The organism is Bacillus sp. SRL337 (assembly GCF_984799155.1).
This window is the reverse complement of the sequence record NZ_OZ481793.1, coordinates 1241766-1257188: the sequence shown is the minus strand read 5'-3', so window position 1 is coordinate 1257188 and position 15423 is coordinate 1241766. Positions and strand designations below refer to the sequence as shown.

Genomic DNA, 15423 nt, shown 5'->3' with positions numbered 1-15423 from the left:
AAACTTTATTATTTTTAAAAATTATGCAAGAATAATAGTAACTATCAGAATTTTTCAAAAGGGGATAAAAATGATGAAAGTTTACAAATTGACAGTTTTTGAGCAAACAGGGGAAAGCATATTTGAAGATTCCTTCGAAGCTCCTTCTGATGACGAAGCAAAGACAATCGGCAAAGGAATATTAGAAGAAAAAGGATATGAGGATCACACTCACCGCTGTGCATCTCCTCTAGGGAAATTAATACTATTTCACCCTTGATAGCAGCAAACGGGATGAGCCATGGCTCATCCCGTTCGTATTACTTCCCCTTAAAGTGCGGCTTTCTTTTCTCTACAAACGCTTTTATACCTTCTTGGTGGTCATGGGTCTGGCGCATTTTCCACTGCCCGGCTTTCTCAAGCTGCAAGGCCTTTTCCAATCGACCTTTATTCAGCTCGGCAAAAATCGCTTTTGATTCAATGATTGACATTAAAGGTTTCTGCAAACATTCCGTGATATACTTTTCAACGGCTCTATCCAACTTTCCGGATGGAGTGGCTTCGTCCACAAGCTTTTTCATCAAGGCTTCCTGCCCCTCGATCACCTTTCCTGTCCACATCAGCTTTTTAGCCCTGCACGTCCCTAGCCGTTCCTGAAGAAAGAAGTGGCCGCCGCCGTCCGGTATCAATCCAATACCGATAAAATTCATCGCCAGTTTGCTGTCTTCTTCACAGATGATATAATCGGCAGCCAGGGCCAGGCTCAACCCCAAGCCGGCAGCAGCTCCGTGAACTCCTGCAATAGTCAGTTTTTTCATCGTGTAGAGAGTCATCGATAGGTCATTGATCACTTCCATGATCTCAGAAAATTCCTCCTGCCCCCCCAGACTCAGCATTTCCTTGATATCGCCGCCTGAGGAAAAACCTCTTCCTTCCCCTTTCAAGACAAGAATCAGGATCTCATCATCTTTCTTAATTTCTTTGAGGCAGTTCAATAGCTCCCTCATCATTTTCGGGTTCATCGCATTTAAGGATTTCGGCCGGTTTAAAGTGACAGTCGCAGTCTTGCCGTCCCTGTCAATTTTGATGGTTTCATACAGTGCATTTGCATTCATGACATACACCCCTTATGTACTCTCATTTATAAATTTTTATAATATTCCATCAATTATTATATAACAATATATTGTAAAAAGACAGTTGAGCTAATTAAAGAAAGCCGGGAAGCTCCCGGCTTTCTTTCCTATTTACTGACCAACCCGATCTTTTACTTGGTCACGCAGTGCCCGTTTCAGGAATTTACCGACTGATGTTTTCGGGATTTCCTCGAAAAAGAGGATTTCATCCGGCAGCCACCACTTGGCAAATTGCGGCTTGAGAAATTCATAGATTTCTTCTTTTGTCGTATTCTGGTGGCCGCCTTCTTTTAAGACGACACAGGCAACTGGCCGCTCTTGCCATTCAGGGTGGGGAACAGCCACAACCGCAGCCTCAAAAATGCTTTCATGGGCCATCAGTGCATTTTCCAAATCGACAGAGGAAATCCATTCACCCCCTGATTTCACAAGATCCTTCGTTCTGTCGACGACTTTCACAAACCCTTCTTCATCGACTGTTACCACATCCCCTGTGTACAGCCAGCCATCGCGGAAGGCTTCTGCTGTTCTTTCATCTTTATAATATTCAGAGGCAATCCATGGTCCTCTTATCGTCAATTCTCCCATTTCTTTTCCGTCCCAGGATACTTCCCCGTCTTTTCCGATGATCTTCATCTCCAGACCAGGCACGAGAATTCCCTGTTTTGCTTTCACATTGTATTTCTCTTCTTTTCCCCATTCTTCCATATAGCTTTTCTCTCCGGTTACTGTGGCAAGCGGACTGGTTTCGGTCATGCCATATGCGTGCATAAACGGGATTCCATGCTTTTCCTCAAAAGCTTTGATCATGCCAAGCGGTGCTGCCGATCCTCCGCAAAGAATGGATCGGAGACTGGAGAGATCATATTCATTTTCATCAAGTTCCTTTAAAAGGCCAAGCCAGATCGTCGGTACCCCAGCCGTTATTGTCACTTTTTCTTCCTGCATCAATTCCGCCAGCAGCTTAGGGGTGAAATAAGGTCCAGGGAGGACTTGGGACGTCCCAAACCATGTTGCCGCAAATGGAAGACCCCATGCATTCACATGAAACATCGGCACCACCGGAAGGGCAATATCCTTTTCAGAAACCCCTGTAGTGTCGGCAAGTCCAAGCGCCATGCTGTGCAGGACAATCCCTCTGTGAGAGTATACAATCCCTTTAGGGTTTCCAGTGGTGGCACTGGTATAACACATGCCAGCAGGCGCATTTTCGTCCAAGTCATGTCGGAATGGGTACTCTGGATTTCCTTCAGCAAGGAGTTCTTCATAATGATAGACAGGTGAAAGGCTGGTTTCCGGGAGACTGTCGCTATCGGTCATAATGACGAAAGCTTCAACTGTTTTCAACTGGTCTTTCACCTTTTCGATCAACGGCACTATATCTGAGTCAATCAAAAGGACCTTATCTTCCGCATGATTGATTATGTAAATGATATGCTGAGGGGCAAGCCTGATATTGATGGTATGCAGGACAGCTCCGCTGCATGGAATGGCAAAGTACGCTTCCAAATGCCTGTGGTGATTCCAGGCAAGTGTACCCACTTTATCCCCTTCTCCCACTTCCAGCTTTTCAAGAGCGCTTGCAAGCCTTCTTGTCCGGGAAGCCATCTCCTTATAGGTAAATCTGTTCACTCCGCTTTCAGTTCGAGAAACGATTTCTTTCTTCGGATAATACTTTTCAGCGCGTTCAATCATTTGTGTCAGCAGCAAAGGAGTATTCATCATTTGACATCTCTCCCATCATTTGTGAAATCGCTTTCAAAACACTACAATAAAATATATGCTATCCTACCTATCTCATTCGCTCTTTTACAGGCTAAAACCTTTTAATTAAGCGAATTTTCCAATTTTAAATTTTGTTATGGAAAAATACATACAAAAAGCGGACCCCTAATGTGGCCCGCTTTTTAATTAATTCAGAAGCTCACCAAGAATTTGCAGTTTCTTCTCAGTATAGTTCCTGAACCCTTCATTATAAGCTTTAGGTTCTTTCGGATTGGCAAAATGAGTGATTTTGCCCGTTTCAGGATCGATGAATTTGCTCGCTGCACCGCAGCCGATTCCGATGATGGTCTGCATTTCTTCCATGATCATAATGTTATAGATGCTGTCCTGTTCAGGAAGCGCATACCCCACATTTTCCAGGTTTCCGAGAATGTTCTTCTGGCGATAGAGATAGTAAGGTGCATAATCATGTTCGTCCGTCCACTTATCGGCCAGTGCCATCATCCTTTCGATTTCTTCCCTGTCCGCAACCTTATACTTTTCTTTATTCCTAGTCATTTCGGAGGCTCTTTTGAAAGACAATGTATGGACCGTCAATGATTCCGGCATCAGCTTTTCGGTTTCCTTTAATGAATGGCTGAACTCCTCCACTCCTTCACCTGGCAAACCGATGATAAGATCCATATTGATGTTCTTCATGCCCATTTCCCTTGCAAGGTGGAACTTTTCAATGGTTTCCTCCACCGAATGATGCCTGCCGATTGCCTTCAGGGTTTCATTGGTATAAGACTGGGGATTGATCGAAATCCGATCAATGTTCCACTTATTCAATACCTCTAATTTTTCCGGAGTGATTGTATCCGGGCGGCCTGCTTCTACTGTCACTTCTCTAACTTTATCAACATCAGGGAATGATCGGTACATTTCTTCATACAACAGGTCCATTTGTTCTGCTGTAATGGATGTAGGTGTCCCTCCGCCATAATAAATGGTAGTGATCTTCACTCCATTTTCCTTCAGCCAGCGGCCTGTTTCCTGGATTTCATAATGCAGCCCGGAAAGGAAGGAGTCGACTCTTCCCTGTTTTCCGAGGATAGCATAAGCCGGGAAGGTACAGTATGCACACTTCGTTGGACAGAAAGGAATCCCGATGTAAATGCTGACTTCCTTTTGAAGGGAATATAAATCCGGAATGACAGAAAGCTGCCTGTCGACAATCCGCTCCATCAAATCGATCTTTTCATTTGAGATGAGATAGTCTTCTTTAAGCTTACGGCGAATATCTTCCCTCGGGACACCTTCCTTGACACCTTTATGAAAAAGTTTAGTCGGGCGGATGCCAGTAAGGATCCCCCAAGGCTGCACAATGCCTGTGTATTCTTGCAGCACATTCAGATAGACATGGGAAAGGGCATTCTTGAAGCTGCGGAACTGCTCTTTTTCTGTTTGCTCCAGCTGCACTTCTTTTTCGTATTGAGAAGTGTGGCTTTGATCCATGGATTCAAGATCGGCCTTTGCTTTGACAAACCCTTGTCCCTTTTCTAAATGGAAGTCTATATGGAGGTCAGCCTTTTCTTGTTCAAGAGGAGCGACCATCGGTTCTTCAAAAAATAAATTGGCGATAAGCTGTAACGGACGGTTGAAACGTTCATCACGCAAACCGCTGAATGTAATGTTCAATGAAATCACCTTTCAAAATCGAATTTCAACTTGTTTAAGTGTACAAAAGGAAACGGGTACGGTCAATACTAAAGCGCAAGCGCCTTGATCAGCCCCGACAGGCATAAGACGAGCCAGCAGGAAGGGTGCCCTTTACCCTTCTTGACGGATTGGCTTATGACCCCGAGGGGCTAGGCGCTGGAGCTGGATGATACTAAAGCGCAAGCGGCCGTTCAGCTCCGTACAGATTGGAGGGCTTCTGCATGAGATAAAGGAAACACAACGAGCGTAGTGAGTTGATGTTGACTTATCGCAAGGAAGAAGACCGAAATCTGCTAGGAGCTGGCCGCTGGAGCTGGATGATACTAAAGCGGAAAGGTCCCGTTTAGCGGCGTACGAACTGGAAGGCTTTCGTATGAGATAAAGGAATCACGAAGAGCGAAAGCGATTCGATGATGACTTATCGCAAGGAGAAAGACTGAAGTTCGATAGCCGTTGGGACCTTGGAGCTGGATGATACTAAAGCAAAAGCGCCTTGATCAGCCCCAACAGGCATAAGACGAGCCGGCAGGAAGGGTGCCCTTTACCCTTCTTGACGGATTGGCTTATGACCCCGAGGGGCTGGGGAAGCCCCCCCATCTGGTGTATCCTTTCAAACAAAAAAAACTGACCCCGCCAGGCCAGTTCTCTCAGTCTATGACTTTATCACATTCATTTTTCTTAAGAACTCAATTGGCTGCTGTTTGCGGAATAGCTCTTTTACTGCATAGGCGACCCCGTTTTGTTTATCAGAACGGGTAATCCAGTCAGCTGCATGTTTCACTTCCATAGGTGCATTCCCCATGGCGATCCCCAGCCCGCAGCAATCGAGAAGATCCTTGTCGTCTGGATTGGCTCCTACCATGACCACCTGATCCCGAGTGATACCCGCTCGTTCACATACATACAGAAGACCCCTTAATTTTGAAACGCCCCTTTTCACAATATCCATCCTGCCAGTGCCTGTCACGATACAGTCCACCTCATGGTACATCCCTTTGATTGCTTTAATGGCATCATGGAGATCCGCCTCTGAATTGAACTTAGCTTCGATTTTCAGTGCAGAAGAAGGATCTTCAAAGAGGTATTCACTCAATGAATCTGTATAGTGGGTACTATAAATAAAGCTTGATTCCCTGTTATATAAGACCTTTTCCCGAAGCGAACCCGAGAGTTTGACTCTATTCATAATGGCCATCTTTTCCTGGACGACCCGAAGCTGGCAGTTAAGTTCTTCAAGAAACTTCACCAATTCATAGGTAATATCTTCATGGACCTTATTCACGAACAGCGGTTTATCCATCTGTTTGCCGATATAGGCTCCCTGATGTGTAACAAGGGGATTATCAATTTTCAAGGCTTTGGCAACCCTTTTGGCCGAAGGGAATGTTCTTCCTGTAATGAGTGTTACATGGATGCCCTTGCTTTGGACATAATCTATTGCCTCTTTTGTGTCTTTGCTTAAACGGCCGTTGTTTAGCAAAGTACCGTCGATATTCATAGCTAACATACGATAAATCATGGATGCGCCCTCCTCATTTGTTGTCTATTTTAACCTGATGGAATATATAAATTTTGGAATGGACTGGTAATCATGTCCACCCTAGTCCTTTGTATACTGATATGTGTGCGGGTAGGAAAATATGACAGGTTTTAGAAGGCTTGAGCTTTTAATCATCCAATTAGAACCGCAATAAGACTCTTTGTCTTGATATCGCGAAAACTCCGTTCCTCGAGTAAGGCTGCGCAGGGCGAGTGAATCCAATGCCTTCGCATAAGTAATATCGAAAGTGCTTTCCCCTCAGGTTGGCAATAAAGAAAGCTGAAGCAGGATAAGGAGGTTGCTTCCGCTCATACAGGGCCAATAAGGGGCCGATTCCGCATAAAACGGTCCTACGGAACCAACGATGGCCACGAGGAGCACATCTCTGGCCTATGCACATTGAACAGCTGATTCCGATTCTTAATTCCCACTTTTCCAGTGAAACAGAATGACGGGGGACAAAGACAAAATTGCCAGGCATCATTAACCAATATTTAATACAAAACTGCCCCAGGCTACAGTGAGCCGGGGGCAGCATTCAAACATTACTTTTGCATGGAACCGTATAGTTCTTCAAGTGGTTTCATGATGACTTTATTCAGTTCGTTGACGAGCATGCTCATTCTCTGTTCGGCTTCCATCAGCTGTGAAATCTTTTCGTGCTGCTGGACAAGCATGGCTGTCTTCTGTGCATGTTCTACTTCTTCTTGTGTAAGTTCTTCACCGTTCATCTGCTTTTGCTGCAGGTTCATTTGGATATTGCGGAAGTTTTCGAACATTTTATTAGCTTGTTCGTCGTTGTTCACTTCATCATACATTTTTTTCAGGTTATTGAATTCGTCACTTTTTCTAAGTGCACTTTCCAATTCATTTGCGTAATCGTATAAGTTTACTGCCAAAATAAATACCTCCTATTAATTCTCTTGCCAATTCCCTACCACTATAACAAAAGTGAAAGGAGAATGCGAGGATACTTATGCTTTCTGCTATCTCTATGCAATAAACAGTACAATAGCACCCTGGACAAATCCGATGATTCCACCCAATAATGCCCCAAGGTAGGTAATCATTTTCAGCTCTTTGGAGGTGATTCCGAGAACCAGTTCTTCCAAGCGTTGAACAGAGAAGGTTTCCACCTGTTCCCTGACCACTTCCTGAAGGTGAAGTTTTTCCATAATGACTTCAATTTTTTGCGAAACTGCCCTTACACTCATTTCAAAAATTTGAGGCACAATGATTCCTGTGATTCTCTTTTTGAAAGGTTCCAAGACGTCTTTCAGGTCGGTTGACATCAGCTTTTCCACTGAAACCATGTCCAGTACCGAGTTTTTCAATGACGGTAGGACTTCTTCATCTTTAACATTTTTCAGGACCTCTTCCCATTTCGATTCCTTTAGTTTCTCCCATTCTTTTTTCAGGAGATTTCTTAGAATCTCTTTAGTGCCGTCATGCTTGATGAATTTTATGATTTCCGGCTGGATTTTTTCTGATAAAGAAGAATTGCCAAGGAACATACCAAGCATGTTTCCGAGCATTCCCCGGCCTTCCAGGAAGTCATCGATCATGATTTTCACTTTACGCTTGCCTTCCGGGCTGTTAAAATACGCCTCCCCTTTTTCAGCTATGAAATCTGCTGCCTTAGGAATGCCTGCCTCCACTTTTTCCTGCCACTGGGCCGGAACTGTGGATTCAATTGTCTTGGAACGATACTGTTCTTTAAAACTATGATACTTCTGGTCAATCCAATTCGCTATACCACTTTCGATATTTTCCGTTGTCAATGGAATGTGAAGTTTTTTAAGCCACGCCTCTATATTTTCATCCGATTCAATGATCGGCTCCACGCTTTCGCCTATCCAACTCACCGCATCGGTCTTGAACTGGCTGTTGGATAATTTTTTTTGGATGCTTTCCGGTGTGATCAAATGATGAACAACCATTTCCCCAAGCTGTACGGCCATTTCATTTCTTCTTTTTGGTATCAGTCCCGGAGTAAATGGCACCCTCCACTTTCCGATATAAACTGGTTTATACGGCCTGAACAGCATCTTGATGGCAAGGGAGTTGGTAAACCCGCCAATTGCAGCACCAATTACGACCATTAGGCAAAAGGTAATTAGAATATCCATACTTTCATCCTTCCTTCGGGCTTCCCCTAAAAAAATGCAGTTTATCCTTCAAGCTATTTATCATTGTCCCTGAACATTTTCATCAGTGCAACATAATATGCTATATCAGCATTCGCCCATTATAATATTATAAATTTTGTCCAACGACAGCGCAAATGGGGAGGTTTTATGCAAATAAAATTCAGGGTCTCTAAACCAATGATTGAACAGCCTGTCTTATCTTTGTCTGAAACCAGCAGTCCGGAATTAAAAGCACTTTACGGAGAAGTCATATTCCTCAGAGTCGGACTTTCCCGGTTTCAAGTCAAGTTGGCGCCTCCAATATCAGGACAGGAGTATTGCGAACTTCTTTTTCCTGAAGAACATCCTTATAAGATTGAATATTGTTGTAGATTGAATACTCATTTCTCTATCGAAAATAGAACCCTTTCCTTTGGACCCGTCATCGGAATACTTACTGATGCAGAAAAATCGGGAAAGCCAGTTCTCGGAAGACTGGAAACCTATTATAATGAGCTGCATCGCTTCACACAAATCCAGGGAGGGTTATTCTTCATTACTGGTACTGCATCATTAAAACAGTCCGAGGGCTGGGTATATAGTGAAGAAACCAGTGAGTGGATCCAAGTCCGCATACCAGTCCCTGATACTTTGTATAACCGTATCCACTCACGCAGATCCGACTGCGGAGAGTTGATGAAAAATCTTATTATGGGGTTGGAAGACCAATCTGCCTTTGTGTTCAATACTTCTTACTTAACAAAGGATTATGTTCATGAGCAGCTTTCAAAGGAAGATCATCTTCTTGAATATTTACCCCATACGGAAACCTATTCTCTTGCCAGCCTGAAACGTATGATCGATCAACATCAAGACCTCTTCATTAAACACATTGCAGGCAGTCAGGGAAAAAAACTGCTGAGACTTACTTACCTGGAAAAGGAATTTCTGTTATTTCAAAACATGCAGGAAGATGCTGTCAAGATGTCTTTTCCCTCCCTCCAAGTGGCTTATGAGGAACTCTCCAACCTAAAGGTATCTTCAAACTTTATTATTCAGGAAACAATACCCCTGCTCAAATCCAGAGGAAGGGCGCTGGATTTCCGGTTTCTTTGCCACTTGGTCGACAGGAACGAGTGGAAGTTGATTTCAGCAGTTGCCAGGATTTCCGGTGAGGGCCAATTTGTATCCAATATCGCCAAAGGCGGAGAATTGGCTAAACCACTGACTATGCTACATGAATTTTTCAGCAGGGATGAAGCCCGCAAAATTTTCATGCTTATGAAAGAAACGGCCTTGACAGTCTGCTGCAGACTCGCTGAAAACAGTTCTTTGACTTTAGGAGAACTGGGTGTTGACCTTGGCTTGGATGCAACCGGGAAACCATGGTTAATCGAGGTGAATTCAAAGCCGTCTAAGCAGACTTATGCTGATAACATTTCCATCAGGCCGTCTGTTAAAGCACTTCATTCATTATCAACTTCCATTTGGGAAGAAAGGAGAACCTAAGATGAACACACTTGGCATCATGATGCTGGAACCCGATACTGCTCATTCCTTTTACACAAGGATGGCGGAATCCAGCGAACTTCATGACATGGAGGTTGTATTATTTTCGCCTCTGCAGATTCATCCTCATACTGAATGGATTAAGGGCTGCCGCTATTGCAGGGAATCCGGCAGCTGGGAGGATGCTGTTTTTACGATACCTGAATTTATATACGATCGAACCTTTTACCAGGATGACTTTGCATCGAAGCAGGCCAAGGCCATTGCACAATGGCTCAAGAACCGGGATGATTTGTGCTTCCTCGGTTACGGCCTTCCCAATAAGTGGACGATTTATAGGCATTTGAAAAACCAAGACAAAGTATCTCCTTATCTTCCCGAAACAACTCTCATTGGCTCCATCCCTGAAACCATTGCAAGAATAAAAAGGGAAAAACATGTCATCATTAAGCCTTTTGATGGTGCCCATGGGATAGCGGTCTACGAAATCCATGCTGATAAAGAGCAGCAGATGACCATCAGGACGACGAAGAAACTTGAAATAGTGGAGAAAAAGATGGATGAAGACACTCTTGCCCGCTGGCTGGAAGTCATCACCAGCCAAAAAAGCTTCATAATGCAAAGAAAACTTGATAATACAGATGACCAAAACCGGCCATTTGATTTACGAATCCTCCTCCAAAAAAATGAACATGATGAATGGATTGTTACTTGCAAGGGTTTCCGGGCCGGAAATCAAAACAGCTTGCTCACAAACCTTAGTGCCGGCGCCGCAGCAATCCATTATGATGAATGGAAGAAACAACAGAAACACTATAACTGGAACTATATCGAGACTGAATTAAAAGAGATCCTCAGCACACTTCCCTTGATTCTCGAGGAGGAATTCGCTCCATTATTTGAAATTGGGCTCGATATTGTCATTGGCAGAGACAGTTCCTTATGGATCCTGGACATGAACTCCAAGCCTGGCCACAAAATGCTTCAGCTTCTTTCAGAGGAAGAGAAAAGACAGATATATTCGTTACCTTTACGTTATTGTAAAGCCCTTCAACGAAAAATGCCCGCAGCAGGAGGCGATTCTTCTTGATTAAACCATATAAACTGGAAAGATTCGAAGCAAAAAAAAGAATTCTGTATCTTCCCGTAAGCCTGGATCAGGAGAACATTGAAACCATCTCCCTTGGATCCGTCCAAACCGATGCCATATGCCAAAAACATCCAAAGGGGAGAAATGTCGTTTCCATCAGTTCTAGTCTTGGAGAGGAACTCGCGCTTCCCCCTTTTATTTCAACTATTTATTTGTTCCGTCATGAAAACACAATCATCCTTGGACCGCTAATCGGCATTTTCACTTCTGGCTTTACTTCATTTTTAATGAAACCGATTGGCGAACGGTCAGCCTTTTTTTCCAAACTGCTTTCTCTTCAGTCATCTATGGGAGTCATCCCCTTTGTCTTTGGAGAAAAACATATTGATTGGGAAAATGGGCTGGTAAAAGGGCATTTTTATATCCGGAATCAATGGGAAAAACATGTTGTCCCTCTCCCAAATGTGATTTATGACCGCCTCCCCAATCGCAAAAGCGAAAAAAAGCCGGGATACCAGGATATAAAGTCGCGGCTTCAAACTGAGTATGGCATCCCCTGGTATAACCCAGGTTTCTTTAACAAACTGGACGTCTTTGAACGGTTGGAAAATGACGATGAAGCAGTTAGATATCTTCCGGAGACGCATGCCTTTCAATCTTTTTCACAAATAGACAGATTAATGTCTGAATACGGCCATGTGTATATTAAGCCTAAAAACGGCAGCCTTGGGCTCGGTGTCCATCAATTTACTTATGACCGAATAGCGGAAGTATATTCATGCCGGTTTCAGGATCGAACTGGAAAGAACCGCTTGGTGAAATCTGCTGCACTTGAAAAGTTGGTACAGAAATTGATTCCTGCCAAATTGTTAAACAGAATGCTCATTCAACAGGGGATCCATCTGGTAAAACTGGAAGGACGTGAAGTCGATTTTCGGGTTCATACTAATAAGGATGAATACGGAAAATGGCAGGTCAGCGCCATTGCCGGCAAGGTTGCTGGCGAGGGAAGTGTAACGACTCATCTCCATAATGGCGGCAAGGTTAAATGTTTGGAAGAAATCTTCACTGATAAAAATGACTGCAGCCGGGTGGAAGAAAAACTTAAAGCGGCTGCAATCACCTTATCTTCTGCTCTTGAACGGAATATGGAGGGCTTCATCGGGGAAATCGGGTTTGATTTTGGCATGGATACAGATGGCCGCATATGGTTATTTGAAGCCAATTCGAAACCAGGAAGGTCGATTTTCACACATCCCGATTTAAAATCTTTTGAATTACTTACACGTAAACTATCTTTATCGTTTGGCCTATACCTTACCCGGCAAGCGATCCGCCATCCTCAGGAGACCTTCACATGAAAATGTATTATCAGCCGCAGAAGAAAATTTTCTTTCATTCAGATCCTTCACTTCCTTCACTTATGTTTGGCAGGGATTCTTACATTCTGTACAGAGAGAAGGAACCTTATCAATACGCATTTGATATATCGGCAGTGAACAATATATGCGGTCCGGTAATCGGGATATTGACAGCCAAGGAAAAGGGAGGTTACCAAGGTAACTTCCCTTTATTTCAAGAGCTTCAGAAGGTTGTCCAGTCAAGGGGGGGGATTTCCTTTGTCTTCTCATTGAGTGATATCGGAAGCGAGAGAATAGAAGGGCTGTGTTTTAATGAAGAAAAAAACACATGGATATCCTGTAAATTTCCCCTTCCCCACTTTATTTACAACAGGATTCCATCTCCCTCTGCTGAGAAAACTGACGAATTTACCGGATTTCTTCAATGGACAGAAAAGAAGAACATTCACTTTTTCAACCCACACTTTTTTAATAAATGGGAGATTTATCAATGTCTTGCCGAAAATGATTCTTTAAAGCCGCATTTACCTGAAACCAAATTGGTGCACAATAAAGAGGAACTGGAAGCGGATTTGAAAGACAAACAAAGAATGTACATCAAGCCGGTTCTTTCTTCCAAGGGAAAAGGAATAAGGCTGCTGGAGCTTTGTGGAGATGGGCAGATCATCTGCAAAAGCACCAAAAAGATAGAGAAGTTCATTAGATTTGACCGATTGCTGCTGAAATATCCCGAATGGTTTGAAGCGGATGAGTATATCTATCAGGAAGCCATACAATGCCGAAAATTGAATAATCAACGTTATGATTTGCGTGTGCTCGTCCATTTTACAGGAACTGAATTTTTGATTACCGGCATTGGCATCCGTGTTTCTGAACGACAGGACGTGACGACCCATGTTCCTGAAGGAGGAAAGATTCTGCCCTTCCGTTATGTTGAGACCAAGGAACTCATAGCCAAGATTGAAGCTCTGGCGGAGGATTGCGGAAGACAGCTTTCATCTGCCTTCGGACTCATTGGGGAATTTTCAATGGACCTCGGAATGCAAGAAAGTGATGGCCGGCTTGTTATTTTCGAAATTAATTCTAAGCCGATGAAATTTGATGAGAATGAAATTGAGGAGAAGCGGCTGGAAAGCCTTGCTGAATCATTCTTTCATTTTTCGAAGGCCGCCCGTCAGGTCTCTACTTAAGGGCATTATAGATACAAGAAAATCTCACTGCATTCCTCGGAGCATCCGTCATGACGATAAAGAGCGGCTGGTAAACCTCCCAGCCTGGAGCCTCCATCAAAAGATCCCGGTAAATTGACGCCTCTTTCAACTCATCTTTCAACGCCATGTGGACACCCTCCCTGAAGCTGGAGGAGGTCCTTTTTTCGTTCTCTAAAGTATGGTACTCCCCTGTCTGGAGGTAATAAGCATATTGCAGTAGTTCGTAGTGTTTTCGTTTGTCACCTTCTGCCTGTTCAATATACCTCTGATAAACAGGATTAGTGGTTTTGGTTTTCAGTTCTTGATAAAAATGGCACGAAGCCCACGTATGGCAGATACCAACTTGCAATTGCCGAATAAACACCATTAACAGCATCCCTCCAATAAATTTTCGCTTTACCTCATCACCGCATTGAGGGACAGTCCCCCGCCACTTTAACGCGTTACCGTACGTGGGGACTGTCCCCACGTGCGGTAACGTGTTAAAGCACCGGTCTGAAGTATCGCTTTATTACACCGTATGACGGTTCATACAGGCTTATGTCACTTTTTGGGCTTTTTCGCAATACTTGTAGGTTCATGTCCCTCTGTAAAAAAAATGTATAAAGGTTTAGAATAGTAAGAAGAAAAAGTCGTTGAACGGCTTTAGTCAAACAATGAGGGGGCAAACAAATGATTCAGCACTTTCAATTTCAGAGCATGTATGAAAACAAAAAATTACCCGGATGGACATTTTCTTTTTTCTATAAAGGAAGTAAATATAACGGAAGCTATCACAAAAATGGCACAATTGAGTGGAAAGATGAGCGTCCTCCAGCTTCAGATGAAGAAATGATAAAAAGCCAAATTCATGAACTCATGCTTTATCATGTATATGAGTAAGGATTAACGGGCATCTCATGAACAAGTAAAAGGCTTCCCGGCAGGTTGATCATTTTTTTTCCGTCTGCCGAACACTTTGTAACCTACTTACTCTTATCGTAAAATAATATGGCCAAGAAAAGGCAAATGAGGAGAAAACATGCTTGCAAAACTTCAACAAAAATATCCAGAATCCCAATTGCACTCAGTTCCACCTTCAGAAGAAGACCCGGATACGCTTTGGCTGACAACAGAAGCAAATGAGGAATTTCTCGCAATTCCCAAACATTTGCTCACTCCATCTGAAGCAGAACTTCTTTGCATCCTTTTCTCTGAGGCAGCACCATTGCAAAGCTGGCAAAATGACACAGCAGAGAGCCGAAGCTGGCATGATTACCTATACAACGGCATTCCACTTGAGAATAAGATTTCTCGAAAAGCTCAGTTTCGCATCATCCAATTTTCCATAAAGGATAAAGTGGAAAACGACCTGCTCATAGAGGCTTTCCGGAGTATTTTTGCCGAGCAGGCAATCATTGTTTTCACTTCGCCTGGAACAGGTGCCATTGTAGAAAAAAGAACGGAGTGGTCCCTTCCTGAAGAAGAACTCCTGTCTGCGGCTGCAGTAATTGAAGGAGATTTTTTCGCTTCACCGACATTCTTCATCGGCAGGTTTTATTCACTCAATGACCAGTTCTTATCCTTTTTTAATGAGGAAAAAAACTTATTTGCCTTTGCTGAACAAAATATTGCTAAAGGAAGAGTATTTACATTTGCTTCTACCTTTCCATCATTCGTCCTCGAGCATGTACCAAAACAGACAAAGACAAGTTTGTTCGCTGATATACTTCAATTATTCACTGAAGATGAGGAATTAAAAAAAACGATAAAGACTTATCTTGAAAACCAATCAAACACAAGCCAAACCGCAAAAGTCTTATTTATGCACCGCAACAGTGTCCAATACAGGATCGACAAATTCATTGAGAAAATCGGCATAGATATTAAAACCTTTCAAGGCGCTTTGACCGTTTATCTTGCCTGCCTTGAATTCGACCAGGATGACCACATGGAGGATTGAGCAATTTGCCCAAACCCTCCATGTTTTTTTATGCACTTTAACCATTACATTTGGTAAGCGTTTTCTACTACAATGGTTTTAACAGAGAAATAGAAGTTAG

Annotated in this window: 14 protein-coding genes; 7 read left to right on the top strand and 7 right to left on the bottom strand. The window is 43.2% G+C overall.

Annotated features, from left to right (window positions below):
- Positions 1 to 70: 70 nt before the first annotated feature.
- Complete coding sequence (locus AC4E8A_RS06160) at positions 71 to 259, top strand: YhzD family protein (RefSeq protein ID WP_490197423.1); 189 nt, start codon at positions 71 to 73, stop codon at positions 257 to 259.
- Positions 260 to 299: 40 nt separating this feature from the next.
- On the opposite strand, the gene AC4E8A_RS06155 is transcribed toward AC4E8A_RS06160, so the two are convergent.
- The 6 genes from AC4E8A_RS06155 to AC4E8A_RS06130 all read right to left on the bottom strand — a co-directional run bounded on the left by AC4E8A_RS06155 (position 300) and on the right by AC4E8A_RS06130 (position 8210).
- On the bottom strand, positions 300 to 1094 hold the full coding sequence (locus AC4E8A_RS06155) for an enoyl-CoA hydratase (RefSeq protein ID WP_490197421.1): 795 nt from the start codon (positions 1092 to 1094) through the stop codon (positions 300 to 302).
- 132 nt (positions 1095 to 1226) lie between these two features.
- Positions 1227 to 2840 (bottom strand): long-chain fatty acid--CoA ligase, encoded by a 1614-nt coding sequence (locus AC4E8A_RS06150; RefSeq protein WP_490197420.1) that lies wholly within the window; start codon positions 2838 to 2840, stop codon positions 1227 to 1229.
- A 186-nt stretch (positions 2841 to 3026) separates the two neighbouring features.
- Entirely contained in the window at positions 3027 to 4520 is a 1494-nt protein-coding gene (locus AC4E8A_RS06145) for a coproporphyrinogen III oxidase (protein WP_490197419.1), read from the bottom strand.
- A gap of 673 nt (positions 4521 to 5193) precedes the next feature.
- Positions 5194 to 6060 carry a Cof-type HAD-IIB family hydrolase gene (locus AC4E8A_RS06140; protein ID WP_490197418.1) on the bottom strand — a complete coding sequence of 289 codons (867 nt, stop codon included), beginning with the start codon at positions 6058 to 6060 and terminating at the stop codon, positions 5194 to 5196.
- Positions 6061 to 6626: 566 nt separating this feature from the next.
- On the bottom strand, positions 6627 to 6980 hold the full coding sequence (locus tag AC4E8A_RS06135) for a YlbF/YmcA family competence regulator (RefSeq protein WP_490197416.1): 354 nt from the start codon (positions 6978 to 6980) through the stop codon (positions 6627 to 6629).
- Between the two features lie 93 nt (positions 6981 to 7073).
- Entirely contained in the window at positions 7074 to 8210 is a 1137-nt protein-coding gene (locus AC4E8A_RS06130; RefSeq protein WP_490197415.1) for a DUF445 domain-containing protein, read from the bottom strand.
- Positions 8211 to 8378: 168 nt separating this feature from the next.
- Here AC4E8A_RS06130 and AC4E8A_RS06125 point away from each other — a divergent pair, with 168 nt between their 5' ends.
- The 4 genes from AC4E8A_RS06125 to AC4E8A_RS06110 are packed head-to-tail and all read left to right on the top strand — an operon-like array spanning position 8379 to position 13360.
- The gene (locus AC4E8A_RS06125; protein ID WP_490197414.1) at positions 8379 to 9719 is read left to right on the top strand and encodes a YheC/YheD family endospore coat-associated protein; all 1341 of its coding nucleotides are present in this window, start codon (positions 8379 to 8381) and stop codon (positions 9717 to 9719) included.
- A 1-nt stretch (position 9720) separates the two neighbouring features.
- Complete coding sequence (locus AC4E8A_RS06120) at positions 9721 to 10809, top strand: YheC/YheD family endospore coat-associated protein (protein WP_490197413.1); 1089 nt, start codon at positions 9721 to 9723, stop codon at positions 10807 to 10809.
- Positions 10806 to 12170 carry a YheC/YheD family endospore coat-associated protein gene (locus tag AC4E8A_RS06115; RefSeq protein ID WP_490197411.1) on the top strand — a complete coding sequence of 455 codons (1365 nt, stop codon included), beginning with the start codon at positions 10806 to 10808 and terminating at the stop codon, positions 12168 to 12170. The genes AC4E8A_RS06120 and AC4E8A_RS06115 overlap by 4 nt, the downstream gene beginning before the upstream one ends.
- A complete protein-coding gene (locus AC4E8A_RS06110) occupies positions 12167 to 13360 on the top strand; it encodes a YheC/YheD family endospore coat-associated protein (protein ID WP_490197409.1) in 1194 nt (397 codons plus the stop codon). The genes AC4E8A_RS06115 and AC4E8A_RS06110 overlap by 4 nt, the downstream gene beginning before the upstream one ends.
- On the opposite strand, the gene AC4E8A_RS06105 is transcribed toward AC4E8A_RS06110, so the two are convergent.
- On the bottom strand, positions 13353 to 13748 hold the full coding sequence (locus AC4E8A_RS06105) for a hypothetical protein (protein WP_490197408.1): 396 nt from the start codon (positions 13746 to 13748) through the stop codon (positions 13353 to 13355). The genes AC4E8A_RS06110 and AC4E8A_RS06105 overlap by 8 nt on opposite strands.
- 305 nt (positions 13749 to 14053) lie before the next feature.
- Between AC4E8A_RS06105 and AC4E8A_RS06100 the strand changes: the two genes are divergently transcribed.
- Together AC4E8A_RS06100 and AC4E8A_RS06095 are read left to right on the top strand one after the other, a co-directional pair.
- Positions 14054 to 14263, top strand: coding sequence for a YheE family protein (locus AC4E8A_RS06100; protein WP_490197406.1), 210 nt, complete (start codon positions 14054 to 14056; stop codon positions 14261 to 14263).
- Positions 14264 to 14402: 139 nt separating this feature from the next.
- Positions 14403 to 15323: a PucR family transcriptional regulator gene (locus AC4E8A_RS06095; RefSeq protein WP_490197405.1), complete on the top strand. Its 921-nt coding sequence runs from the start codon at positions 14403 to 14405 to the stop codon at positions 15321 to 15323.
- Positions 15324 to 15423: the final 100 nt, after the last annotated feature.

Coding starts and splice junctions, on each gene's coding strand:
- AC4E8A_RS06160 (WP_490197423.1), top strand. CDS start 71: ATGATGAAAGTTTACAAATTGACAGTTTTTGAGCAAACAGGGGAAAGC.
- AC4E8A_RS06155 (WP_490197421.1), bottom strand. CDS start 1,094: ATGAATGCAAATGCACTGTATGAAACCATCAAAATTGACAGGGACGGC.
- AC4E8A_RS06150 (WP_490197420.1), bottom strand. CDS start 2,840: ATGATGAATACTCCTTTGCTGCTGACACAAATGATTGAACGCGCTGAA.
- AC4E8A_RS06140 (WP_490197418.1), bottom strand. CDS start 6,060: ATGATTTATCGTATGTTAGCTATGAATATCGACGGTACTTTGCTAAAC.
- AC4E8A_RS06130 (WP_490197415.1), bottom strand. CDS start 8,210: ATGGATATTCTAATTACCTTTTGCCTAATGGTCGTAATTGGTGCTGCA.
- AC4E8A_RS06125 (WP_490197414.1), top strand. CDS start 8,379: ATGCAAATAAAATTCAGGGTCTCTAAACCAATGATTGAACAGCCTGTC.
- AC4E8A_RS06120 (WP_490197413.1), top strand. CDS start 9,721: ATGAACACACTTGGCATCATGATGCTGGAACCCGATACTGCTCATTCC.
- AC4E8A_RS06110 (WP_490197409.1), top strand. CDS start 12,167: ATGAAAATGTATTATCAGCCGCAGAAGAAAATTTTCTTTCATTCAGAT.
- AC4E8A_RS06105 (WP_490197408.1), bottom strand. CDS start 13,748: ATGGTGTTTATTCGGCAATTGCAAGTTGGTATCTGCCATACGTGGGCT.
- AC4E8A_RS06100 (WP_490197406.1), top strand. CDS start 14,054: ATGATTCAGCACTTTCAATTTCAGAGCATGTATGAAAACAAAAAATTA.
- AC4E8A_RS06095 (WP_490197405.1), top strand. CDS start 14,403: ATGCTTGCAAAACTTCAACAAAAATATCCAGAATCCCAATTGCACTCA.